18 protein-coding genes are annotated in these 22,446 nt (G+C 75.7%); 4 read left to right on the top strand and 14 right to left on the bottom strand.

The genetic code is table 11. The features are described 5' to 3' along the window. Nucleotide 1: 1 nt before the first annotated feature. The 4 genes from QC029_RS17640 to QC029_RS17625 all read right to left on the bottom strand — a co-directional run bounded on the left by QC029_RS17640 (nucleotide 2) and on the right by QC029_RS17625 (nucleotide 6,435). A complete protein-coding gene (locus tag QC029_RS17640; RefSeq protein ID WP_279556643.1) occupies nucleotides 2-823 on the bottom strand; it encodes an SDR family oxidoreductase in 822 nt (273 codons plus the stop codon). Nucleotides 824-856: 33 nt separating this feature from the next. Further along, a complete protein-coding gene (locus QC029_RS17635) occupies nucleotides 857-3,874 on the bottom strand; it encodes an SMC family ATPase (RefSeq protein WP_279556642.1) in 3,018 nt (1,005 codons plus the stop codon). Next, nucleotides 3,871-5,037, bottom strand: coding sequence for an exonuclease SbcCD subunit D (locus tag QC029_RS17630; protein ID WP_279556641.1), 1,167 nt, complete (start codon nucleotides 5,035-5,037; stop codon nucleotides 3,871-3,873). Before QC029_RS17630 ends, QC029_RS17635 begins: the two co-directional genes overlap by 4 nt. A 108-nt stretch (nucleotides 5,038-5,145) precedes the next feature. Beyond that, entirely contained in the window at nucleotides 5,146-6,435 is a 1,290-nt protein-coding gene (locus QC029_RS17625) for a glycosyl hydrolase family 28-related protein (protein ID WP_279556640.1), read from the bottom strand. A gap of 42 nt (nucleotides 6,436-6,477) precedes the next feature. On the opposite strand from QC029_RS17625, the gene QC029_RS17620 reads away from it, so the two are divergent. Continuing rightward, complete coding sequence (locus QC029_RS17620; protein WP_279556639.1) at nucleotides 6,478-7,191, top strand: CDP-alcohol phosphatidyltransferase family protein; 714 nt, start codon at nucleotides 6,478-6,480, stop codon at nucleotides 7,189-7,191. 85 nt (nucleotides 7,192-7,276) lie between these two features. Here QC029_RS17620 and QC029_RS17615 read toward each other — a convergent pair whose 3' ends face one another. From QC029_RS17615 to QC029_RS17595, 5 genes are all read right to left on the bottom strand, one after another. After that, nucleotides 7,277-7,705, bottom strand: a complete 429-nt coding sequence (locus tag QC029_RS17615) for an adenylyltransferase/cytidyltransferase family protein (protein WP_279556638.1) — start codon at nucleotides 7,703-7,705, stop codon at nucleotides 7,277-7,279. A 25-nt stretch (nucleotides 7,706-7,730) separates the two neighbouring features. Continuing rightward, nucleotides 7,731-9,269 (bottom strand): fibronectin type III domain-containing protein, encoded by a 1,539-nt coding sequence (locus tag QC029_RS17610; protein WP_279556637.1) that lies wholly within the window; start codon nucleotides 9,267-9,269, stop codon nucleotides 7,731-7,733. 94 nt (nucleotides 9,270-9,363) lie between these two features. Continuing rightward, complete coding sequence (locus QC029_RS17605; RefSeq protein ID WP_279556636.1) at nucleotides 9,364-10,920, bottom strand: lipopolysaccharide biosynthesis protein; 1,557 nt, start codon at nucleotides 10,918-10,920, stop codon at nucleotides 9,364-9,366. Further along, nucleotides 10,917-12,647: a lipopolysaccharide biosynthesis protein gene (locus tag QC029_RS17600; protein ID WP_279556635.1), complete on the bottom strand. Its 1,731-nt coding sequence runs from the start codon at nucleotides 12,645-12,647 to the stop codon at nucleotides 10,917-10,919. Before QC029_RS17600 ends, QC029_RS17605 begins: the two co-directional genes overlap by 4 nt. Further along, nucleotides 12,644-14,212, bottom strand: coding sequence for a hypothetical protein (locus QC029_RS17595; RefSeq protein WP_279556634.1), 1,569 nt, complete (start codon nucleotides 14,210-14,212; stop codon nucleotides 12,644-12,646). Before QC029_RS17595 ends, QC029_RS17600 begins: the two co-directional genes overlap by 4 nt. Nucleotides 14,213-14,362: 150 nt before the next feature. Here QC029_RS17595 and QC029_RS17590 point away from each other — a divergent pair, with 150 nt between their 5' ends. Next, entirely contained in the window at nucleotides 14,363-15,634 is a 1,272-nt protein-coding gene (locus QC029_RS17590; RefSeq protein WP_279556683.1) for a glycosyltransferase, read from the top strand. Between the two features lie 56 nt (nucleotides 15,635-15,690). Here QC029_RS17590 and QC029_RS17585 read toward each other — a convergent pair whose 3' ends face one another. From QC029_RS17585 to gmd, 3 genes are read right to left on the bottom strand one after another with little or no spacing between them, the layout of a single operon-like run. After that, entirely contained in the window at nucleotides 15,691-16,845 is a 1,155-nt protein-coding gene (locus QC029_RS17585) for a glycosyltransferase (RefSeq protein ID WP_279556633.1), read from the bottom strand. Continuing rightward, nucleotides 16,842-17,378, bottom strand: a complete 537-nt coding sequence (locus tag QC029_RS17580; protein ID WP_279556632.1) for a DapH/DapD/GlmU-related protein — start codon at nucleotides 17,376-17,378, stop codon at nucleotides 16,842-16,844. The genes QC029_RS17585 and QC029_RS17580 overlap by 4 nt, the downstream gene beginning before the upstream one ends. Beyond that, on the bottom strand, nucleotides 17,375-18,388 hold the full coding sequence (gmd, locus tag QC029_RS17575) for a GDP-mannose 4,6-dehydratase (protein WP_279556631.1): 1,014 nt from the start codon (nucleotides 18,386-18,388) through the stop codon (nucleotides 17,375-17,377). The genes QC029_RS17580 and gmd overlap by 4 nt, the downstream gene beginning before the upstream one ends. A gap of 140 nt (nucleotides 18,389-18,528) precedes the next feature. Here gmd and QC029_RS17570 point away from each other — a divergent pair, with 140 nt between their 5' ends. Beyond that, on the top strand, nucleotides 18,529-19,473 hold the full coding sequence (locus QC029_RS17570; RefSeq protein ID WP_279556630.1) for a GDP-L-fucose synthase: 945 nt from the start codon (nucleotides 18,529-18,531) through the stop codon (nucleotides 19,471-19,473). 31 nt (nucleotides 19,474-19,504) lie between these two features. On the opposite strand, the gene QC029_RS17565 is transcribed toward QC029_RS17570, so the two are convergent. Both QC029_RS17565 and QC029_RS17560 read right to left on the bottom strand, forming a co-directional pair. Next, entirely contained in the window at nucleotides 19,505-20,878 is a 1,374-nt protein-coding gene (locus tag QC029_RS17565; protein WP_279556629.1) for an exopolysaccharide biosynthesis polyprenyl glycosylphosphotransferase, read from the bottom strand. Nucleotides 20,879-21,262: 384 nt separating this feature from the next. Further along, entirely contained in the window at nucleotides 21,263-21,889 is a 627-nt protein-coding gene (locus tag QC029_RS17560; protein ID WP_279556628.1) for a YigZ family protein, read from the bottom strand. A gap of 61 nt (nucleotides 21,890-21,950) precedes the next feature. Between QC029_RS17560 and QC029_RS17555 the strand changes: the two genes are divergently transcribed. After that, nucleotides 21,951-22,358, top strand: coding sequence for a CoA-binding protein (locus QC029_RS17555; RefSeq protein ID WP_279556627.1), 408 nt, complete (start codon nucleotides 21,951-21,953; stop codon nucleotides 22,356-22,358). The last annotated feature ends 88 nt before the right edge of the window (nucleotides 22,359-22,446 follow it).

The following is a 22,446-nucleotide window of genomic DNA, read 5'->3' as shown; positions in this document are numbered from 1 at the left end:
GTCAGCGGTTGAAGCCGCCATCGGAGGTGATGACCTGGCCGGTGATCCAGGACGCCTCGTCGGTGGCGAGCCAGGCGACCAGGCGGGCGGGGTCGTCCGGCCGCCCCCACCGCCCGCCGGGGAAGAGGGAGGCGACGGACGCGTGGCCCTCGCCGGTGGCGTAACCGGTGTCCACCGGGCCGGGGTTGACCGTGTTGACGGTGACGCCCCGGCGGACCAGCGCGGTGGCCAGGGTGCGGGTGACGGAGGCGAGGGCGCCCTTGGCCAGGGCGTAGGCCACCTCGTCCGGCATGCCGCCCCCCAGGTCCTGGCCGGAGGTCGTCATCACCACCCGGCCGCCGTCCCGCCCCTCCTCGCGGAGGCGGGCGTACGCCTGGACCAGCAGCACCGTGGAGCGGGTGTTCACCGCCCAGTGGGCGTCCAGCATGTCCGCGTCGATCTCGTCGAGCCGGCCGTCGCGGCCGCTGAGGGCGTGGTTGGCGACGAGGACGTCCAGCCGCCCGCCCAGCGCCCCGGCGGCGGTGCCGACCAGGGCCGCCGGGGCGCCGGGGGCGGTGAGGTCGGCGGGGCCGTGGGCGACGACCGCGCCGTCGGCGGCGAGCGGCCGCAGGTCCGCGGCGAGCGCTTCGGGGCCGTCCGGGTCGGCGCCCCAGGGCTGTGCGGCGTCGTGGGGCGTGTGGTGGTGGAGGTAGATGCTCGCGCCGTACGCCACCAGGCGACGGGCGATCGCGTAACCGATCCCCGCCCGGCGGGAGGCGCCGGTGACCAGGGCGGTGCGGCCGAGCAGGGGACGGGGGTCGCGGTGGGGCGCGTCAGGGACCATGGAGCACCATGATCGCGGCGTGCCGCCCGGTCGTCATCCGGTTTTCGGCACCCGGTGGCGCACGGCCGAGCCGGCGCGGGTCTTGACCACCTCCAGCTGCGCCGGGATGCGCCGGCGCAGGTCCGCGACATGGCTGACGATGCCGACGCTGCGGTCGCGTTCGCGCAGGGAGTCCAGGACGTCCAGCACCTCGTCGAGGGTCTGGTCGTCCAGGCTGCCGAACCCCTCGTCGATGAAGAGGGTGTCCAGGCGCAGTCCGCCCGCCTCCTCGGTGACGACGTCGGCGAGGCCGAGCGCGAGGGCGAGGGAGGCGAAGAAGGTCTCGCCGCCGGAGAGGGTCGCGGTGTCGCGCTCGTTGCCCGTCCAGGCGTCCACGACGTGCAGGCCGAGTCCCGAGCGGCCGCGGCCGGAACCGCGCGCGTCGGAGTGGACGAGGACGTAGCGGCCCCCGGACATGTGCGCCAGGCGGGCGCTGGCCGCGGCGGCGACCTGCTCCAGACGGGCCGCCAGCACGTAGGACTCCAGGCGCATCCTGCGCTCGTTCTCCGCGGACGTCCCGGCGGTGAGGGCCGCCAGCCGGGCGACCCGGTCGTACTCCTCGCGCAGCGGGGCGAGTTCGCGGGCGTCGGCCAGGGCGCGGGCGGAGAGCCGGTCGAGCTGCTCGCAGCGGCCGCGCGCCTCGGCGTGGGCGGCGGAGGCGGCGTTCAGCCGCGCCACGGCCGCCGCCAGCGCGGCCTCGGCTGCGGCGGCGGAGGCGGGTGGGAGGGCGGCGGCCCCGGCCAGTTCGGGATCGGCGAGTTCGGCCGCGACGGCCGCCTCCTCGGCCTGCCGGTCGTCGATGCGGCGTTGCAGCAGGCGCTGCTCGGCGTCGGCGAGCCGGGCGTCGGCGGCGGCCCGCGGGGTGTCGAACCCGGCCCGCCACGCGGCGTCCGCGAGCCGGGCGTCGGCCTCCTTCAGCCGCAGCGCGGCGGCCTCGGCTGCGGCGGCGGCCTCGGCGGCGGCGGCCAGCCGCCGTGCCAGGCGCTCCAGTTCGGCCGCGCGGTGGGCGACGGAGGGGGCCTCGCCCCGGACCCGGGCCACCTGTTCCTCCAGCTCGGCCCGCTCGCCCAGCAGCGCCTCGCGCCGGGAGGTGCGGGACGCCACCCGGCGTTCGGCGTCCCGCCGGACGGCGACGCGGGCGTCGTGCTCGCGCACGGCGCGCTCCAGGGCGGCGCGGGCGTCCTGCGCCCCGGCGGCGGCCCGGCGGGCGGCGGTGTGCTCGGCCTCCAGGGCGGCGATCCGCTCGGCGAGTTCGGCGGCGGGCGTCTCGCCCGCCTCCTCGCCGGCCGCGGCGAGCCGGTCCCGCACGGAGGCCAGCCGCTGCTCGGCCCGCCGCCGTACGTCCTCCGCCCGCTGGTAGTCGGCCAGGGCCGCCTCCTCGGCGCGGCGGTCGACGTGTTCGGCGCCGGGGCGGGCCGGATCGGGGTGGGCGGAGGAACCGCACACCATGCACGGCGTGCCGTCGCTCAGCCCGGCGGCGAGTTCGGCGGCGATGCCGCGCAGCCGCCGCTCCTTCATCTCCAGCCAGTGCTCCTTGGCCGCCAGGGCCCGTTCGCGGGCGGCCGACAGCTCGGCGTCGGCCGCGTCCCGCGCGGCGGCGAGGTCGTCGCGGCGGTGCGCGGCGTCCAGCGCGCGCCGCAGGGCGTCCAGGCGCCGGGCGAGCTGCTCGGCGCGGGGCGCGGCCTCGGCGGCGGCGTCCACGCGCCTCTGGTGGGCGGTGCGGGTGGCCTCCCAGTCCGCCAGCCACTCCTCCGCCTCGCGCAGCAGCTCCTCGTCCGAGCCCGACTCCCGCTCCAGTGCGGTCAGTTCGGCGGAGAGGCGGGCGCAGCGCTCCTCGGCGCGGCGCGCGGCGTCCAGGGCGCCCAGCTCCTGGCGGGTGGCGCGCTCGAGCTCCGCGAGGTGCTCCGCGGGGGCCTGGGACAGCTCGGCGGGCAGCTCGGCGCGGGCCCGCTCCTCGGCGTGCGCGGTGCGGCGGCCGCCGGCCTCGGCCTCCTCGCGCAGGGCGAGGGCGGGGGCGACGGTGTCGGCCGCGCGGGCCCGCTCCAGCCGGGCGCGGTCGGCGCGGTGCTCCTCCCCGCGGGCGTCCAGGGCGTCGGCGCGCCGCCGGGCGTCGGCGTACCGGCGGCGGCGCCGGTCCAGCTCCCGTGCCTCCTCCAGCCGGCGCTGGGCGACGGTGTGGGCCTCCTCGGCGAGGCGTACGGCCGAGGCGGTGGCGTCCAGCCGTTCGCGGGCGTGGGCGCGGGCGGGCGCGGCCCACCCGAGTACGGCGCCGGCCAGGCCGGGATCGCCGGGCGAGAGCCCGCCGAAGGGGTCGCCGCCCGGCTCGGTGCCGCTTCCGGCGGCCTGCCGCATGCGGTGGGCCAGGGCGAGCAGCCGCTCGTCCCCGTCGCGCACCCGCCGCTGCGCGGTGGTGCGCAGTTCCGCCAGGTGCTGTTCGACGGCGGCGAAGCGGCGGGTGTCGAACAGGCGGCCCAGCAGCCTGGCCCGCTCCTCCGCCCCGGCCCGCAGGAAGCGCGCGAAGTCGCCCTGCGGCAGCAGGACCACCTGGCAGAACTGCTCACGGCTCATGCCCAGCAGCTGGGCCAGTTCCTCGCCTATCTCCTGGTGGGAGCGGCTGAGCGCCTTCCAGGTGCCGGTGGCGGCGTCGTACTCGCGCAGCCAGGCCTGGGCCTTGTCGGTGGTCATGCCGGTGCCGCGCTTCTTGGGGCGCGACTGCTCGGGCTGCCGGGTGACCTCCAGCCGCCGGCCGCCGACGGTCAGGTCGAGGACCACCTGGGTGCGGGTGCCGGGTTCGGCGTGGTCGCTGCGCAGCCGGCTCGGGCCGGAGGCCTGGCGGGCGCCGGGCACCCCGCCGTACAGGGCGTAGCAGACGGCGTCCAGCACGGAGGTCTTGCCCGCGCCGGTGGGCCCGTGCAGCAGGAACAGCCCGGCGGCGGACAGCTCGCCGAAGTCCACCTCCTGGGTGCCGCCGAAGGGGCCGAAGGCGGTGACGGCGAGCCGGTGGAGCCTCATCGGGGCGCCTCCGTGCGGGCGTCCTCGGCGCGTACGGCGTCCAGGGCCGCGCCGAGCAGGGCGCGTTCGCGCTCGTCGGGCCCCTGGCCGCCGCGGACGTGGGCGACGAAGCCCTCCGCGATCTCCTGGTCGGTGCGGTCGCGCAGCCGCCGCCCGTAGGAGGCGAAGGGGTCCTCCGGGCCGCGCTCGGGGTCGAAGACGAGGGTGAGGACGTGGGGGAAGCGGGCGGCGAGCCTCGCCATCGGCTCGCGCGGGCGGACGGGGTCGGTGAGGGTGGCCTCGACCCACGCGTGCTCGTGGCGGTCCAGGGCGGGGTCGGCGAGCAGGTCCTCCAGCCTCCCGCGGACGCGGGCCAGCGGGCGGGGCACCGGGCAGTCGATCCGCTCGGCCGCCACCTCCCCGCGCGGCCCGAGGTCGACCAGCCACACCGACTTGCGGTGGTGGGTCTCGGAGAAGGAGTAGGCGAGCGGCGAACCGGAGTAGCGGATCCGCTCGGCGAGGGTCTGGCAGCCGTGGAGGTGGCCCAGCGCCACGTAGTCCACGCCCTCGAAGACGGAGGCCGGGACGGAGGCGACGCCGCCGACGGTGATGTCGCGCTCGCTGTCGGACGGCTCGCCCCCGGTGACGAAGGCGTGGGAGAGGACGACCGAGCGGGTCCCGGCGGGGCGGGCGGCCAGGTCGGCGCGGACCCGGTCCATGGCGGCGCCCAGCACCGCCGCGTGCCCGGCCCGCTCCACCCCGAAGTGGTCCTTCACCAGGGCCGGCTCCAGGTAGGGCAGGCCGTAGAAGGCGACCTCGCCGTGCTCGTCGGCCAGGACGGCGGGGGTGGCGCAGCCGGCGGGGTCGGTGCGCAGGTGGACGCCCGCCCGCTCGATGAGTCCGGCGCCCACGCCCAGCCGCCGGGCCGAGTCGTGGTTCCCGGAGATCATGACCGTCGGCACGCCGAGGTCCGCCAGGCGGTGCAGGGTGTCGTCGAAGAGCTCGACGGCGGCCAGCGGCGGCACCGCCCGGTCGTAGACGTCCCCGGCGACGAGGAGGGCGTCGACGCGCTCGGCGCGCGCCACCTCCACGAGGTGGTCGACGAAGGCCTCCTGGGCCGACAGGAGGCTCACCCGGTGGAAGCTCCGACCCAGGTGCCAGTCGGAGGTGTGCAGCAGTCTCACAGGTCCGCTCCGCCCCGCACGTCTCTCCCTTCCTGACCCCGTAGGCCGTGGTCTGGATTGTTGCATGATCCGTTCGGCGGAACGTCCCGGACGGGGGAACCGGGTCGGTCAGCGGCCCAGGCAGTCGGTGAACCTGACCCCGCTCGCGTCCCCGGTGACGAAGTCCCGCTGGGCGTGGTTGGCCAGCAGGCACATGTCGTAGCGGGCGACCGGGCCGGACCCGCCGTCGCCGCCGCCGCCGTCCGGGGCGGGGGCGAAGTCGTGGTGCCCGGAGAGCTGGCAGGAGTCGTAGCGCACCAGCGGGCCGCGCGCGGTGCGGCGGTAGCGGTGGGGACGGGTGCCGGGGGCGAAGTCCTTGAAGGCGTTGGCGGTGTCGTCGCAGTCGTTGAAGCGCACCGTTCCGCTCTCCCAGGCGCAGTCGATCACCACGGTGTCGGGGCCGCGCACCTCGAAGCGGATGTCCTCGGCGTGGAAGCGCTGCACGGAGCCGTGGTGCTCGCCGCGCGGGAAGCGGAAGAAGGTGCTGGTCCGCCCGTACTCCCCGCTCCCGTGCGGGCGGCGGCCGGTGACGATGTAGGAGCCGCCCCGGCAGGTGATCGAGCCCCCGTAGGGGAACTCCAGGAAGTTGCCCCACTCGTACTCCACCTTCATGTCGTTGAACCAGTAGTTGAGGAACTGGTCCTGCTGCCGCCGGTCCCGCGATCTGTGCGACAGCCCGGAGTAGAGGAACGCCCTGCGGTACGCGCCGCCGACCCGGCAGGCGTCCCAGCGCATCTCGGAGTTGGTGTTGCTGCCGTCGAGGGCGAGCCCATAGGTCCACTCCCCCAGCCACTCGCACTCGCTGAACCGGTAGTCCTGGGCCTGCCCGGTGGAGTAGGAGTAGAAGAACGAGGCGCCCGGGGTGCCCGAGCGGAACCCGATGTGCTCGAAGGCGACGTTCGCCCAGCAGTCCTCGTTGCGGCACAGGTACGCGTCCTCCGTCCCCTCCGGTGCGAAGAGGATCTGCGTCATGCGCTTGCCCGCGCCCCTGAACCGCAGCCCGTTGGCCTTCACCTGCCCGCCGGTGGCGTCGATCAGCGCGTTCGGCTCGCGCACCAGGTAGGTGCCGGCGGGGACGTCGACGACGGTGCGGCCGGTGTTGTCCCACACGCGGTCGGCCGCGTACCGGTAGGCGCGGGCGAAGGCGCGGCTGTCGTCGGTCCGCCCGTCGCCCCTGGCGCCGAAGTCGGCGACGACGTCGACGGTGTCCTTGCCGCCGGGCCTGCCGCCGCCGACGGGGGCGGCCTCGCGCGCGTCCGCCGGCGGTGTGCCCGGTGCGTCGCAGCCCGCGAGCCCGGCCGCCAGTGCGCCGACCGTGCCCGCCGTCAGGAAGGCCCGCCGGGAGGAGTTGCCTGCCATGATGTGCTCCTTGGGGTTCCGTGTGTCCTGTGGGGGGAAGAGATGAGCCGGTTCCGTTGTGCCGTGGGGGAGTTGGCGGCGGCGCAGAAGTCGTCCAGGGGGGTGTCGCTGTACTCGCGGTACGTCAACCGGCCCGCCGGCCGGTTACTGGCCGCCGCGGCCTACGCCGCGCGCATGTCCCCCAACCAGGTCACGGTGGCCAGCGCGGTGTGCACGTTCACGGGAGTGGCGCTGCTCGCCCTCCTGCCGCCCTCGCACGGTCTGGCGCTGGGGGTGTTCGCCGCGCTGGTGGTCGGCTTCGCGCTGGACTCCGCCGACGGCCAGCTCGCCCGGCTGACGAAGCGCGGCAGCCCGGCCGGGGAGTGGCTCGACCACGTGGTGGACTGCGCGAAGATGCTCGCGCTCCACATGGCGGTGCTCGTCTCCTTCCACCGCAACTTCGGCTTCTCGGACCCGGCGTACCTGCTCATACCCGTCGCCTTCCAGTTCGCCGCCGTGCTGGTCTTCTTCGGCGGTGTCCTGACCGAGCAGCTGAAGCGGAACGCGGGAGGGCCCGGCCCCGCGGCGCCCCCCTCCACCCTCCGCTCGGTCGCCCTGCTGCCGGTGGACTACGGGGTGTTCTGCGCGGTGTTCCTCTTCCTCGGGAACCGCGGGCTGTTCCTGGCGCTGTACTGCGCGCTGCTCGCCGCCCACCTGCTGTTCATGGTGGCGTTCCTGGTGAAGTGGTACCGCGAGCTGTCCGTCCCCGCCCGCTGACCGCACCCCTCCCGCCCCGTCCCCCGCCGCCCCGGCGCGGGGCCGGGGCGGCGGGGGTGCGGTGCGGCGGTGCGCCGGGGGCCGTTCAGGCCGACTCGACGAGCCCGTCGAGCGCCCGGCGCAGCAGGGTGCTGGAGGTGTGGACGGTGTAGGGGAAGTACACGACCTCGACCCCGACGCCGGCGAAGTCCCGCTCCAGCCTCTCCCCCTTCTCCGTGCCCCGCCAGTCGTCGCCCTTGAAGATGACGTCGAAGCGCACCTGCTGCCAGGTCTCCAGCTTGTCGGGCACGGTCTCCACGAACGCCGCGTCCACGAAGCGGATGCTGCGCACGATCTCCAGCCGCTCGGTGAGCGGAACGACCGGTGACCGGCCCTTGGCCTGCCTGGCCATCTCGTCGGACACCACGCCGGCCACCAGGTAGTCGCACCGGCTCCTGGCGTGTCGCAGGATGTTCAGGTGTCCGATGTGGAATAAGTCGTAGACCCCGGGCGCGTAGCCCACTCGATGCGTCATCCGCTCTCCTCGGCGTGCGGTCGGGTCAGTTGCCGGCTGTCACGTACACGGGACCGTTGCGCCCCGAGAGGTTGGTGCCGTCGGTGACCTCCAGCGAGTAGCGGTGCGTCGCGCCGGGCTCCACGGTGTCGGTGTAGCCCATCATGGGCCGGTCCCAGTAGCGGGAGTCCTGGTCGATGGAGGTCAGGAAGACGCCGTCCCGGTAGATCCGGTAGGTCAGGACGCCGTCGTCCCGGTCCCAGGAGGCCTTCCAGCTCAGCTCGATCTTCCCCGTGGCGCCGGTGGCGCCGCTCATCAGCGGCACCTGGGGAGCCCCGGTGTCGGGCGCCGCGGCGAAGCGGGTCAGCCCCTGCTGCGGTTTCTCGTTGACGGTGGTGAACTCGCCGCCCGTCCACAGGATGCCGTCGGCCATGACCATGGCGCGCGGGCCGATCTGCTCGCCGATGCCGTCGTTGGTGTCGGGGAACCAGGGCAGGATCGTCTCGTCGGAGATCGACTGGGCCAGCAGGTGCTGGCGGTTGTTGTGCTCCGGGAAGCCGCCGGGCGTCTGGTCGCAGTTGTGCGCGTGCGAGGCGCTGTAGAGGACGCCCTGGTACGGGACCACGGCCTGGGTGGCGCCCAGGCAGGTGTCCTTCCACAGCAGCGCGCCGTCGGAGAGCCGGCCGGCCGCGCGGCCGTCGAAGACCCCGCCGCCGGTGCCCTCGGCGCCCAGGTAGAAGTTGGTGCCGTCGTTGACCAGCGACTTGACCGCGGAGCGGCGGGGGATCCAGCCGGTGAAGCGGTCGGTGATCCGTCCGGTGGTCGCGTCCAGGCCGACCAGTCCGTGCACGCTGTTGAGCAGGCTGCCGTTGATCGAGGTGAACCGGCCGCCGATGACGACCTTGTTCAGGTGCGGGGCGACGGTGATGGCGTTGATGCCCGGGGTGGGGTCGTTGGAGATCGACGAGCCCCGGACGGTGACGTTGAAGGGCAGCAGGGTGCTGTCGGGGGCCAGGGCCGCGACGCGTTCGCGCGTCTGCCCCTGGACGGTGGTGAACTGGCCGCCGATGTAGACGGCGGTGTCGGTGACGTCGATGGCCCGGACCGTGGAGGAGACGACCGGCTTCCAGTCGGCGGCGACGGTGCAGTCGGCGGTGTCCAGGGCCGCGGTGTTGGAGCGGCCCACTCCCCCGGCGCTGCCGAACGAGCCGCCGATGTAGAGCAGCGAGCCGTCGGGCGACGCCTTCATGGCCCGGACCGTCTCCGCTCCCCCGGTGAACTCCGGTGCGCAGGGGAGGGGTTCGCCGGTCACCGCGTCGAACGCGGCGAAGTTCCTGCGCGGCAGCTCACCGGTGCCGGGGGCCGCCCCGGGCGGGCGGATGTGTTCGAAGGTGCCCCCCACGTAGACGACGCCCCGGGCGTGGGCCAGGGTCCAGACGATGCCGTCGGTCTGCCAGGTGCTCAGCGGATCGGCGGTCAGTGTGGGCTCGCCGGCGGCCTGGGCCGGGCCCGCCGCCAGGGCGGTGGACGACAGGCCGAGCACGGCGGCGGCGAGCAGGGTTCTGACGGTTCTTCTTCTGCGCATGGATTCCCCCCTGGAAACGCATGAGCGCGGACGGAACGAGGCGGGGCGGGGAGGGCGTCCGCGCCGGTCGGCGCACGCGGCAACCACCCGTCTCTCACCGCGATTTCTCCTCGCTGCCCTTGCGCAGCACCCGGAAGAAGTCCCCCACCCCCAGCGGCACACGATAGCGCCACACGGCCGCACAGAACCCGCACATGGCGAAAGCGGTACCCGCCAGCGCCCCCCACACCGTGTCGCCCCACAGCGCGCGGGCGCCGAACGCCAGGGGGGCGACGACGGCGAAGGCGACGGCGGCGGCGTGGAGGTAGCCGCGGTCGACGGTGCGGAAGCCCAGCCGCCGCACCAGCAGCGCCGAGGCCGCGTTGTCCACCACGATCGCCAGCCCCCACGCCAGGGCCGCCCCCGCCACCCCGTACCGCGGCGCGAGCCAGATCCCGGCACCGAGCTGGACGGCGAAGCCGGCGCCCGCGGTCGCCAGGTTCCAGGTGCTGCGGCCGGCCATCAGCACGACGGTCTGGGCGTTGCCGACCCCCACGTTGACCACGCACGCCGCCGAGAGCACCACCAGCGCGGCGGCGCCCCGGTCGAAGCCCGGCCCGAACAGGGACAGCACGGTGCCGGGGAAGGCCGCGAGCACCACGAACAGGGGCCAGGAGAACAGCACGATCCATCGGGTCGACAGCCGGTGCAGATGCTCCGCCTCCCGCTCCGGGCCGCTCGTCATCAGTCTGCTGATCTGGGCGGCGACGGCGAGGCGGACCGCGAGCTGGAGCAGGGTGCCGGCGGTCACCAGGCGGCCGACCGCGGTGTAGACGCCGGCCTCGGCGCTGGTGCCCAGCGCCGACAGCAGGACCACCCCCACCCACACCGCGGCGATGTCGAAGACCGAGGACAGGGCGCGCGGCCCGGCGAAGGCCCAGAACTCGCCGGGGCCGGCGGGCCGCCGTGCCCCCGGCTCCCGCGCCCCGCCGGGGTGCGCCGCGCGGGAGCGGCGCAGCGAGACCCAGGCGGCCGCCGCGCCCAGCAGCGCGGGGAGCAGCCAGGCCGCGGAGAGCGCGAGGACGCTCGGCGCGAGCAGCGCCAGGGGCAGGGCGAGCACCACCCGCAGCACGGGCTTGCCGATCTGCTCGACGCCCACGAAGGGCACCACCGAGCCGTATCCGCGGGTGGCTCCGAGCAGCACCAGGGAGACGGTCGCCACCGGCAGGAAGACCGCGAACAGCCGCGTCACCTCCAGCGCCTGGCCGGCGGGGAGGCCCGGCAGCAGCCAGGCCGCCAGGGCGGGCGAGAGGAGCAGCACCGCCGCGCACGCCGTGCTCGCCGCCAGGGCGGGCGGCACCGCGGTGCGCAGCAGCCCGGGCACGCCGGCCCCGCCGGTCAGTTCCAGGTCGCGGGAGACGAAGCGCACCAGCGCGGTGTCGGCGCCCAGCTTGCAGGCGTTGCTCACGATGGTGAACGCGGCGACGCCCGCGAAGACCGCGCCGGCCCCGTGCGCGCCGAGCCCGCGGGTGACGACGGCGACGAGGAGGAAGCCGGACAGCGCGTTGACCGCGGAGCCCGCGAAGCCGAACCAGCCGCCGCGCACGGTCGCTCCGACCCCCCGGGCCCGGGCCGCCGTACCGCCGTGCGCGGCGGGCCGGGCGCCGGTCACGGGCGCAGGGTGGTGCCGTCGCCGGTGCGCCGGTACCGGCCGTACGAGCCGTAGGCGGTGTCGTCCGCGCGGGCGCCGGGCCCGCCCGGTGCGACGCGCTTGAGGGCCACGGTGTCCTCGCCGTTGCCGGGGCCGCCGGGGCCGCCGGAGCCGGTGGTTCCGGTGGTGCCGTCCGTCCCGGTGTCCTCGTCCTCCGGGGCGCGCGACGGGTTCCGGCGGCGTCCGCGGCCGCCCTCGTACAGCACCGCGCCCAGGACGTGCCCGCCGACGGAGGTGACCAGGTCCCGCACCCGGTCCAGGTCGTCCCTGAGGGTGGTGTCCGGGTCGCAGACCACCAGCACGCCGCGCGCCAGCCCGGCCACGGCCGTGCCGTCCGCGTGGGACAGCAGCGGGCCGGTGACGGCCACGACGTACTCGTCGCGCTCGGCCGCTCCGGTCAGCAGACCGGTGAACTCGGGGGAGTTGAGCGCCCGCGTGGGGTCGGGCACCCGGCGTCCGGGGACGAGTTCGAGGTATCCGGCGGTGCCCGCGTCCACGGTGATCCGCGCCCCGCCCGGCCAGCGGCCCGGCGCGGGCTCGCGGACGGCGCCGCGCACGGGGAGCTCCCCGGCCAGCCGCGGCGTACGCGGGTCGGCCTCGACCAGCAGCACGTCGCGGCCGGTCTCCGCCAGGGCGGCGGCGAGGTTGACCGCGGTGGGCAGGGTCCCGGGGTGCTCCCGGGCGGAGACGACCAGCAGGCAGCCGGGCCCGGCCAGGCGCGGGTGGCGCAGCGCGCGCAGGGCGACCGTCCGGAACTCCTCGGCCCGCTCCCCGCCGCGGGACGGTCCGACCTCCAGGACCTCCGCGCCGTCCTGCCGCCGCGGCAGGGTGCCGAGCACCGGCGCCCGCAGGGCGGTGCGGATCTCGTCGGCCGAGCGCGCCCGCGGGTCCAGGAGGGAGCGGATCCAGGCCGCCAGCAGTCCGCCGGCCAGGCCGGCGACCGATCCGACCAGGACGACCACCGCGACTCCGGGGCCGGAGGGGGCCTCGGGCTCCTCGCCCCGGCGCACCACGTCGCCGGGAGAGGTGTCCAGGGTCTTCAGTCCGGTGATGCGCCCCTGGAGGTCGGCTATCCGGGCGGCGAGGTTCTCGCGCTCGGACTCGGCGGTCTGCCGGGCGGAGGGGGTGACCGCGTTCGCGATCTCCAGGTCCAGCTCGTCGCGCTGCGCCAGCAGGGGCCTGAGCTCGTCGTCCAGGCCGGCGACGGTGTTGTCGATGCGCCGGGTGACGGTGGCCTCGCGGTGGTCCAGATAGGCCCGTACGAAGGCGTTGACCCGCTCGGCGGCCTCCCGCGGCGAGTCCGCCGTGTACTCGAACTCCAGGATCTGGGTCTCGGGCGGATTGCTCACCCGCAGACCGCGCTGGAGCGTCTCCGGGTCGGCTCCCCCGCCCAGCGCCTCCGCGGCGCGGCCGGCGACCGCCGCGCTCCGCGCGATCTGCCGTTCGGTGCCCATGCTGATCTGCTTGTCGGCCGACACCCCGCCCGCCTCGAACGGCGCGGTGCTGATGGCCTGGACGACGACCTCGCCGGTGGCGGTGTAGTCGGCGCCGCCGAGGGCGGAGACGGCACCGCCGCCGAGGGCGCCCAGCAGCAGGCCGGAGGCGATGACGGCGCGGTGGCGGAAGAGCCGGCGCAGCTGGTCGCGGAGCTGGTCGGGCTCCCGCGAGGACTGGTCGAAGGCGCTCACGTGCGTGCTTCTCCTGTGGAGGGGGTCGAAGGGGCGGTCCGGGGTGCGGCGCCCGCGGGCGCGGGGCCGGCGGGTTCCGGAACGACCCGGGCCGCCGCCGCGGCCCGGGTCGGCGGCGCGGAGGGCGGCGGGGCAGCGGGCGGGGCGGCCTTCCGGTCCGGCCTGCCGGTGATCAGCAGCGGTACCAGGAGCAGCAGGGTGAGCGGTCCCATCACGAACAGCAGACTGCCGCGCAGCAGGATGATCTGGTAGAAGCCGAACGCGGTCACGGCCAGGGCCGCGAACGTGCCGCCGTGCTCCCGCAGCCGGTGCCGTACGCCGTCGATCCGCCGCCCCGCGGCCCCGAACAGGGCGAAGACCGCGGCGACCCCGGGGAGTCCGGCCCACATGTAGCTCTCGATCCACAGCGGCGCGGAGAGGTTCTCGAAGGCGTAGCCGGCGTGCCGGGCCAGGAGGATGCCGGCGTCGTCGGGCTTGTCCGGCCAGACGGCGCGCGGCACGAAGAACAGCGGCGGCCCGAGCGCGTCCCGGGGCGCGTGGCCGTGCCCCCGTACGTAGTCGACGCCCGTCGCGATCTGCTGGAAGGCGTCGTAGTCGCCGTTGGAGGTGAACTGCTCGGCGAGCGAGACGACCTCGACCGGCTCGCGCTTCTCGTAGCGGAAGTAGTCGCTGTAGGGGAACACCACGAGCACGGCGGCGGTGACGGCCGCCGCCGCCGCGCGGAAGGCGCGCGGCCGGCGCAGCGCGGGGGCGGCGAAGAGGATCGTCAGCAGCACCGTCCCGGCCCAGAAGCGCGGCTGGCTCACGGGGTTGTTGACCACGACGTTCACCGCGACCAGCACCGGCAGCAGGATCCACCGCGCTCCGCGCAGGGTGCGGTCCCCGCCCGGCGCCCGGGGTACGAACAGCAGCGCGACCAGGGCCCAGAACGCCGGGACCGACAGGCTCCACGCCGCCAGGGCCTGGTCCGCGGCGCCGCCCGGATCACCCTGCGACGCCGCCTCGTTGACGGCCTGGCGGCTCCGGAAGAACGCCGGGAGCCCGCCCTGGGCGGGCACCAGGACGGCGGCCAGCGCCAGGGCCAGTCCGCTCAGCAGCAGGGTGCGCAGGGGGGTGATCCGGCGGGCGAGCAGCGGTTCGAGCACCGCGGAGGTGCGGGCGGGCCGCCGTCCCGCCAGCGCCGCCCCGGCGCTGTAGGCGAGCAGTCCGGTCTCCACCAGGACCGCCGAGGTGAAGGCGGCGCCGGCGTCGACGGCGAAGCCCCACGGGTAGGAGTCGGTCGCGAGCATGGCCAGCGGCGCCAGGCCCAGCCAGACGTAGCAGAAGAGCCAGAAACCGAAGCCGACGACCCGTACCAGGGGGTCGGTCAGCACCCGGGCCAGTGCCCCGCCGGTGTGCGCCACCACCACGCACTGCACCGCGAGCGCGGCGCCGGGGCGTACGTCCTGCCCGTAGAGCACCAGCGCGGGCAGCAGCAGGACGAGCAGGACGGCGCACAGGCACAGCGCGGGGACGCTGCGCCGCTCGGCTCGTCCCGCCGCGGGGGCCGGTTCCCTCTCGGGCATGGCCGGGTCTCCTCCTCCCGTCCCGTGTCCGCCCCCGCGGGGAGCGGTACGGACGGGATCGTGTTCTCCATCGGCTTTTCCACCGATACGTCCCCACGCGGGGCCGCGGGCCCCTACGATGACCGCGTCTTCGAAGGGGGGACGGCAGTGCTGGACTCGTTCGCGGGCCGCTGCGTGCTCGTGGTCTCGACCAACTACGCGCCGGAGCACGCCGGCATAGGACCGTACTCGACGCAGATCGCCGAGCACCTGGCCGGACTGGGCGCCGACACCCATGTCCTCGCCGGGATGCCGCACTACCCGGCGTGGCGCGTGCACGAGGAGTACCGCGGCAGGTGGCGGGTGCGCGAGACGCGCGAGGGGGTCACCGTCCACCGCCGCCGGCACACCGTGCCGGCGCGCCAGACGGCCCTGCGCCGGGGGCTGTTCGAGGCGAGCGTCCTGGCGCACGGCGCACTCGCGCCGCCGCGCGTCCGCCCGGACGTGGTGCTCTCCCAGATGCCCAGCCTGGCCGGCGGTGTCCTCGGCGCCGGGATCGCGCGGCGCGCGGGGGTGCCGCACGCGGTGGTCGTCCAGGACCTGATGGGCGCGGCGGCCGGGCAGAGCGGGATGAGCGGCGGCGGCCGGGTCGCCTCGCTCGCCGGGGGCGTGGAGGGCCGGGTGCTGCGCTCGGCGGCGGTGGTCGGGGTGGTGCACGAGTCGTTCACCGACCGGGTGGCGGCGATGGGCGTGCCGCGCGAGCGGGTGCGGGTGGTGCCCAACTGGACGCATGTGCGCGCACCCGGCGGCGACCGCGCGCGGACCCGGGCCCGGCTGGGCTGGCCCGAGGACGCCACCGTGGTGCTGCACTCGGGGAACATGGGCCTCAAGCAGGGGCTGGAGGTCCTGGTGGAGGCCGCCCGCCTCGCCGACCGGGACGGCGGTCCGGGCGGTGGTCCAGGTGGCGGTCCGGGTGGTGGCGTACGGGTGGTGCTGATGGGCGACGGCCACCGGCGCGAGCACCTGCGGGAGCTGGCCCGGGACGTGGAGTCGCTGGTCCTCCTGCCGCCCGCCGGCGACGAGGAGTTCCCCGAGGTCCTGGCCGCGGCGGACGTACTGGCCGTCACCCAGCGGGCGTCGGTGCTGGACATGAGCCTGCCGTCCAAGCTGACCTCGTACTTCACGGCCGGGCGCCCGGTGGTCGCCTCCGTCGCGGCCGGCAGCGGCACCGCGCGGGAGGTCGAGCGCTCCGGCGCCGGGGTGGTGGTGCCCCCGGAGGACCCCGGGGCCCTGCTGGAGGCAGTCCGCCTGCTGGCCGGCGATCCGGAGCGGTGCGCCGCACTGGGCGCCCGGGGCCGGGAGTACGTCGAGCGCCGCCTGAGCCGCCGGGCCGGTCTGGAGCGGATCACCGCACTGCTGCGCGAGGCGTCGGCCGCCGGTTGACGGGCGGGCGCGGGACGCGGGGCCGTACGGGGGCGGCGCGGGCCGCCGGCGGACCCTCACCGCGCTCCGGGCCGGGCGGCGCGGGCGGCGGACCCGTACAGCCTCTCCAGCCGGTCGGCCACGGCCGCCAGCGAGAACTCCTCCCGTGCGGCGGTGCGGCCCGCCGCGGCGGTGCGCTCGCGCAGCGAGCGGTCCTCCAGCAGGCTCAGCACCGCCTCGGCCAGCGCCTCGGGGGATCCGTCGGTGACCAGCGCGGCTCCGCGCCGCTCCAGTTCGGCGGCGATCCCGCAGCTGCCGGTGCAGACCACGGGGGTGCCCGCGGCCAGCGCCTCCAGCACGCTCATCGGGAACGGCTCGTCCACGCTGGGCAGGACGTACACGGTGGCGCGGGCGATGCGCCGCACCGCGGCGGCGTGGTCCAGCGGCCCGCCGTACTCCACCGCCCCGTCCAGGCCCTCGTCCGCGATCAGCCGGCGCACCGGGGCCAGCCGGCCCTCGTCGGCCCCGTGCAGGGCGAAGGACGCCTCGGGGCGCTTGGCGCGCACCAGCGCGGCCATGCGCACGAACGCCTCGGGGCGCTTGCGCGGGTGGAGCCGGGCGAGGAAGAGCACGTCCGCGCCCTCCGTTCCGTCCGGCCCGTCCGTCCCCTCCGGCCCGTCCGCCGGGGGCCGGACCCCGTTGGGCAGCCGGACCATCGGCGGGCCGCCGGGCCGCAGCACCCTGCGCAGCCCGGTCTCCTCGTCCTCGGTGAGCACCAGCGCGGCGCGGGCCCTCCGCAGCAGGGGCACGTAGCAGCGGTCGAAGAGGCGGGCGGCGGCCGAGCGGCGGGGCTGGACCATGCCGTGGGTCTGGACCACGAAGGGGCGGCGGCGCAGTGCGGCGACGGCCAGCGCCGCCAGGGAGACCAGGTCGCGTCCGGCGTGGACGTGCAGGACGTCGGCCCGGCCCGCCAGCCGCCACAGGGTGACGGCCAGCCCGGGGTGGAACAGACCGAGGAACCCCTGGCCGGGCACCAGCGCGCGGGCGCGGTGGGCGCGCAGCGGCACGCCGTCCAGGGTGCGCGGCGGCACGGCCCGGCCGCGCCACAGCGACACCAGCACGGTGTCGTGGCCGCGTGCGGCGAGTTCGGCGAGCTGCCCGGTCGCCACGCTCACCGGGCCGCCGTACGCGCCGTCGTCGCCGGTGAGGGTGACGGTGTGGACGATCCTCATCGGGCGCCTCCGGCGGTGTGCACGGCCCCCGGGGCCAGATCGCGGTGGGCGACCGCCCCGGCCCCGACCACCGCGCCCGCGCCGACGGTGACGCCGCGCAGCACCAGGGCGCGGGCGGCCACCCACGCGCCGCGCTCCAGACGGACCGGCGCGTTGTCGAACTCGAAGGTGGGCGAGCGCCGCTGGTGGCTGCCGGTGCACAGCACCGCCTCCTGGGAGACGCACACGTCGTCCTCGATCGTGATCGGCTCCAGGTTGATCAGCCAGGCGCCCTCGCCGATCCACACGTCGTCGCCGACGGTCAGCTTCCAGGGCCAGTGCACGCGCACCCGGTGCCGGATGAGGACCCGCTCCCCCACGCGCGCGCCGAAGGCCCGCAGCAGGGCCGGGCGCCAGCGCGGCGGGAACCACCACTTGACGAAGAGCAGGTTGAGCGCGGCGAACCAGGCGGCCTGGACGAGCGGGCCGCGCTGCTTGTCGTAGCCGGCGCCGGTGAAGCCGCGCAGCCGGCGCGGGGCGGCCGGGGCGCTCATCGGTCCACCCGCACGCGGCGGCCGGACAGCTCGGCCTCCAGCTGCGCCACGTCGGCCTCGACCATGATCCGGGCCAGCTCGTCGTAGTGCACCGTGGGGGCCCAGTCCAGCAGCTTCCGCGCCTTGGAGGCGTCGCCGATCAGGGCGTCCACCTCGGTGGGGCGCTCGTACTTGGGGTCGAAGCGGACGTGGCGCTCCCAGTCCAGGCCCGCGGCGCCGAAGGAGGCGGTGAGGAAGTCGCGGACGGTCGCGGCCACGCCGGTGGCCACCACGTAGTCGTCGGGCTCGTCGCGCTGGAGCATGCGCCACATGGCCTCGACGTACTCGGGCGCGTAGCCCCAGTCGCGGACCGCGTCGAGGTTGCCCAGGTAGAGGTGCTCCTGCAGGCCCGCCCGGATGCGGGCGACGGCGCGGGTGATCTTGCGGGTGACGAAGGTCTCGCCGCGCCGCGGGCTCTCGTGGTTGAAGAGGATGCCGTTGACGGCGTGGAGGCCGTACGCCTCCCGGTAGTTGACGGTGGCCCAGTACGCCATGACCTTGGCGCAGCCGTACGGGCTGCGCGGGTGGAAGGGCGTGGTCTCGTTCTGCGGCGGCGGGGTGGCGCCGAACATCTCCGAGGACGACGCCTGGTACAGCCGGGTCCGCACGCCGCTGGCCCGGATGGCCTCCAGCAGCCGTAAGGCGCCGAGCCCGGTCACGTCGCCGGTGTACAGGGGCGCGTCGAAGGAGACGCGGACGTGGGACTGGGCCCCCAGGTTGTACACCTCGTCCGGCCGGACGTCGCGCAGCAGGTTCACCAGCGCCACCCCGTCGGAGAGGTCCGCGTGGTGCAGGACGAGGCGGCGGTCCGGGGTGTGCGGATCCTCGTAGATGTGGTCGATGCGCTCGGTGTTGAAACTGGACGAGCGTCTCATCAGGCCGTGCACGGTGTAGCCCTTGTCCAGCAGCAGTTCGGCCAGGTACGAGCCGTCCTGCCCGGTGATGCCCGTGATCACAGCGGTACGCGACATGGTGGTCCCCCCACGAGTGGTCTGGTGTCGGGTCGTGTCCGGCCGGACGCCGGGGCGGGGCAGGACGCCGACGGCGACAACTGGCCATATTTCACGAGAAATCGAAGAAAAGTAAGGTCTTCCCTGACAGAATCCGCGCCATGGACGATCTGCTGCCTCCGCCCGCCCGCGTCTTCGTCGCGGGACACCGCGGCCTGGTCGGTTCCGCCGTGGCCCGGCGGCTGTCCGCCCGGGGCTACGAGGTGCTGACCCGCACCCGCGCCGAACTCGACCTGCGCGACGGCGCCGCCACCGCCGCGTACCTGCGCGACGCCCGGCCCGACGGCGTCGTCCTGGCCGCCGCGAAGGTGGGCGGGATCATGGCCAACAGCACGTATCCGGTGCAGTTCCTGGAGGACAACCTCCGCATCCAGCTCGGCGTGGTCGCCGGCGCCCACGCCGCCGGGGTGCGGCGGCTGCTCTTCCTGGGGTCGAGCTGCATCTACCCCAGGCACGCCGAGCAGCCGATCACCGAGAGCGCCCTGCTGACCGGCCCCCTCGAGCCGACGAACCAGGCGTACGCCGTCGCCAAGATCGCCGGCATCGTCCAGGTCCAGTCCTACCGGCGGCAGTTCGGCGCCTCCTTCGTCTCGGCGATGCCGACCAACCTCTACGGGCCCGGCGACAACTTCGACCCCGAGACCTCGCACGTCCTGCCCGCGCTCATCCGCCGCTTCCACGAGGCGAGGGAGCGGGGGCTGCCCGAGGTGACGCTCTGGGGCACCGGCACGCCGCGCCGCGAGTTCCTGCACGTGGACGACCTGGCCGCCGCGTGCGAGGTGCTGCTGCGCCGCTACGACGGCGACGAGCCGGTCAACGTCGGCTGCGGCGAGGACCTGACGATCCGCGAACTGGCCCTCCTGGTCGCCTCGGTGGTGGGCTACGAGGGCCGGATCGCCTTCGACCCCTCCAGGCCGGACGGCACCCCGCGCAAGCTGCTCGACACCGGCCGGATGCGCGCGCTGGGCTGGTCCCCCTCGATCGGCCTGGCCGAGGGCGTCGCCGCCACCTACCGCGCCTGGCGCGGCGCGCCGGAGCCGGTCTGACCCGGTCGCGGCGCCCGCCGGGCCGCCCCTCCTAGTACGCGCCACGGGCGCTCACCACGGCGCGGACCGTACGGACCAGGACCTCGACGTCCCCGGCGTACGACCAGTTGTCCACATAGCTCAGGTCGAGCGCGACGGTCTCGTCCCACGACAGGTCGGACCGTCCGCTGACCTGCCACAGCCCCGTGATCCCCGGCTTGACCGACAGCCTGCGCAGCTCGGTCTCGTCGTAGCGCTCCACCTCCTCGGGCAGCGGCGGGCGGGGCCCCACCAGCGACATGTGGCCGGCCAGCACGTTGAACAGCTGCGGCAGCTCGTCCAGGGAGTAGCGGCGCAGGAACCGCCCCAGCCGGGTGACCCGGGGGTCCTCGCGCATCTTGAACATCGCCCCGTCGTGCTCGTTCGCCGCGTCCAGGGCCGGTCGCATCCGGTCGGCGGACTCCACCATCGTGCGGAACTTCCACATGCGGAACGGCACCCGCCCCTGCCCGACACGGACCTGCCGGTAGATGACCGGCCCCGGGGACGACAGGCGCACCGCCGCCGCCACCCCCAGCAGGACGGGGGCGAGCGCCACGGCCAGCAGCAGCGCGCCCACCCCGTCGGTGACCCGTTTGAGCAGCATCGGCAGTCCGCGCCGGGCCGCCGGCTCCACGTGCAGCACGGTCATCCCCGCGGTCCGGGCCGGCCGCAGCCGGTGCCGCGAGACGTCGACGAGGCCGGGGACGACGACCAGGCCGCGGCCGTCGTCGTGCAGCGCCCACGCCAGGCGGCGCAGTCCCTCCCCCGACGTCCGCCGCCCGGGGACGACGAAGACCACGTCGGCGCCGAGTTCCGCGGCGCGCCTGAGGACGGTGTCCGCGTCCTCCGCCTGCGCGCGGCCGTCGCCGCCGGGGAGCCGGTCGGGGCCGGGCGGCACCGGTTCCCCCCCGCCGTCCCCGAGGACGCAGCCGCCGACCACCAGGTACTGGCCGTCGGTGCGCGCCCCCATCCGCGCCGACAGGTCCTCCACGGCCTGTGCCTCCCCCACCACCAGCACCCGCCGCAGCCCCTGCGCCCGGCGCCGCAGCGCCAGGGCGCGCCGGTGCGCCAGCCTGCGGCGGACGGCGGTCAGCGCCAGGCACGGGAGGAGGGCGGGCAGCCATGCGGCGGCCGACACCTCGGTCCCCGTCACGACGCACAGCGCGGCGAGCACGCCCAGCATCGTCAGCCAGTCGCGGAGCACCGGCAGCACGGTTCCGCTCTCCCCCGGTTCCCCCGCCGCGTAGCGCTTCCTCAGGACTGCGATCAGCGGCCACACCGCACCGACGGCCAGACCGGTCAGCAGCGGATGCGGCCGTCCCTCCACGGCGCCCAGCGCACCGGCCGGTGCGGCGGCGCCCAGCACGTCCACCGTCAGGGCCACCAGGAGGCGCCCGTCGGCCTCCGGTCCCGCCCTCTCCCTTCTCTCACGCGCGCGGACGCGTAACGGTTCGGCTAACTTCGCGGGCGCTTCGACGACCCGCGTTCCGGCAGCCTCGGACAAACCCCTGCCCCCCTACTCGGTCGGCGTCCCCTTCCCCCCGCTCGGCCGGCGGATGCCGGCGTCGCAGTCGCCTCCGTACCGAGTGTGAAGACTAGAACACACTTGCCGATTTCCGCGGCCGTTTACCTAACCTGTTGATGTCTGCGCCTTGGAGTTCACATGGCACTTAAAGATCGCCAGTGGGCATTTGGCCGAGTTTCCGCCTTCCGGTCGCGAAGGCCCGGCGCGGTACGGCGGCGCGGGCGCGGGACCGTACCGCGCGCCCTATCCGGCCCCGTACGCCTCGCCGCCCAGTTCCAGCCGGGCGGTGCCCGCGGTGGCGTCGGCGAGCCAGGACCGGAAGGCGTCGACCTCGGCCTCGGGCAGCGCGACCTCGATGGCGACCTCGGCGCCGTAGTGCACGCCCCGCACGTCCCGGCCGCCGGTGCGCAGCTCGTTCTCGACCCGGCCCGCCCGCTGGTGGTCCACCGTGACGGTGACCAGCCGCACGCGCCGCCGGACGACGGTGCCCAGCGCGTCGAGGGCCTCGCCGACCGCGCCGCCGTAGGCCCGGATCAGCCCGCCCGCGCCCAGCTTCACCCCGCCGAAGTAGCGCGTGACGACCGCGACGGCGTAGCGGACGTCGCGGCGCAGCAGCATCTGGAGCATGGGCGCCCCGGCCGTGCCGCCGGGCTCCCCGTCGTCGCTCGCCTTCTGCACCCGGGCGTCGGCGCCGATGACGTACGCCCAGCAGTTGTGGGTGGCGTCCGCGTGCCGCTCGCGGATCCGGGCGACGAACGCCTGCGCCTCCTCCTCCGTGGCGGCGGGCGCGAGCGCGCAGACGAAGCGCGACCTGTTCACCTCGGTCTCGTGCACGCCCTCGCCGGCGACCGTCACATACTGCTCCCGCATTCCGCCCACCCTAGGGCCCGCCCCGGGGAATGGCCCGGCCGGGCCGCCGGTTGGCAGGGGCATGTACGGAGACTCAGAGACTGTCCGCAGGATCCTGACCGAGACCGGCGACACCTGGGCGGTGGTCGGCCTGTCGTCCAACCGGAGCCGCGCCGCCTGGGGCGTGGCCTCGGTGCTCCAGCGCTTCGGCAAGCGGATCGTGCCCGTCCATCCCAAGGCGGAGACGGTGCACGGCGAGAAGGGGTACGCCTCCCTGGCCGAGATCCCCTTCCCGGTCGACGTCGTGGACGTGTTCGTCAACTCCGAACTGGCCGGCGGCGTCGCGGACGAGGCGGTGGCGGTCGGGGCCAGGGCGGTCTGGTTCCAGCTCGGCGTGGTCGACGAGGCGGCGTACGAGCGCACCCGCGCGGCGGGCCTGGAGATGGTGATGGACCGCTGCCCGGCGATCGAGATCCCCTCCCTGCGCTAGCGGACCCCGGGGGCCGGACGCGCGGGACGGCGGCCGTGGGCGCCCGGCGCCCGGCGCCCGGCGCCCCTCCGGGGAGGCGTGCGCCCCG

Source organism: Streptomyces sp. DH37, assembly GCF_029813835.1.
In the GTDB taxonomy this organism is placed as follows: Bacteria; Actinomycetota; Actinomycetes; order Streptomycetales; family Streptomycetaceae; genus Streptomyces.
Note: the sequence above shows the minus strand (reverse complement) of the source record. Positions and strands in the feature narration are given on the sequence as shown.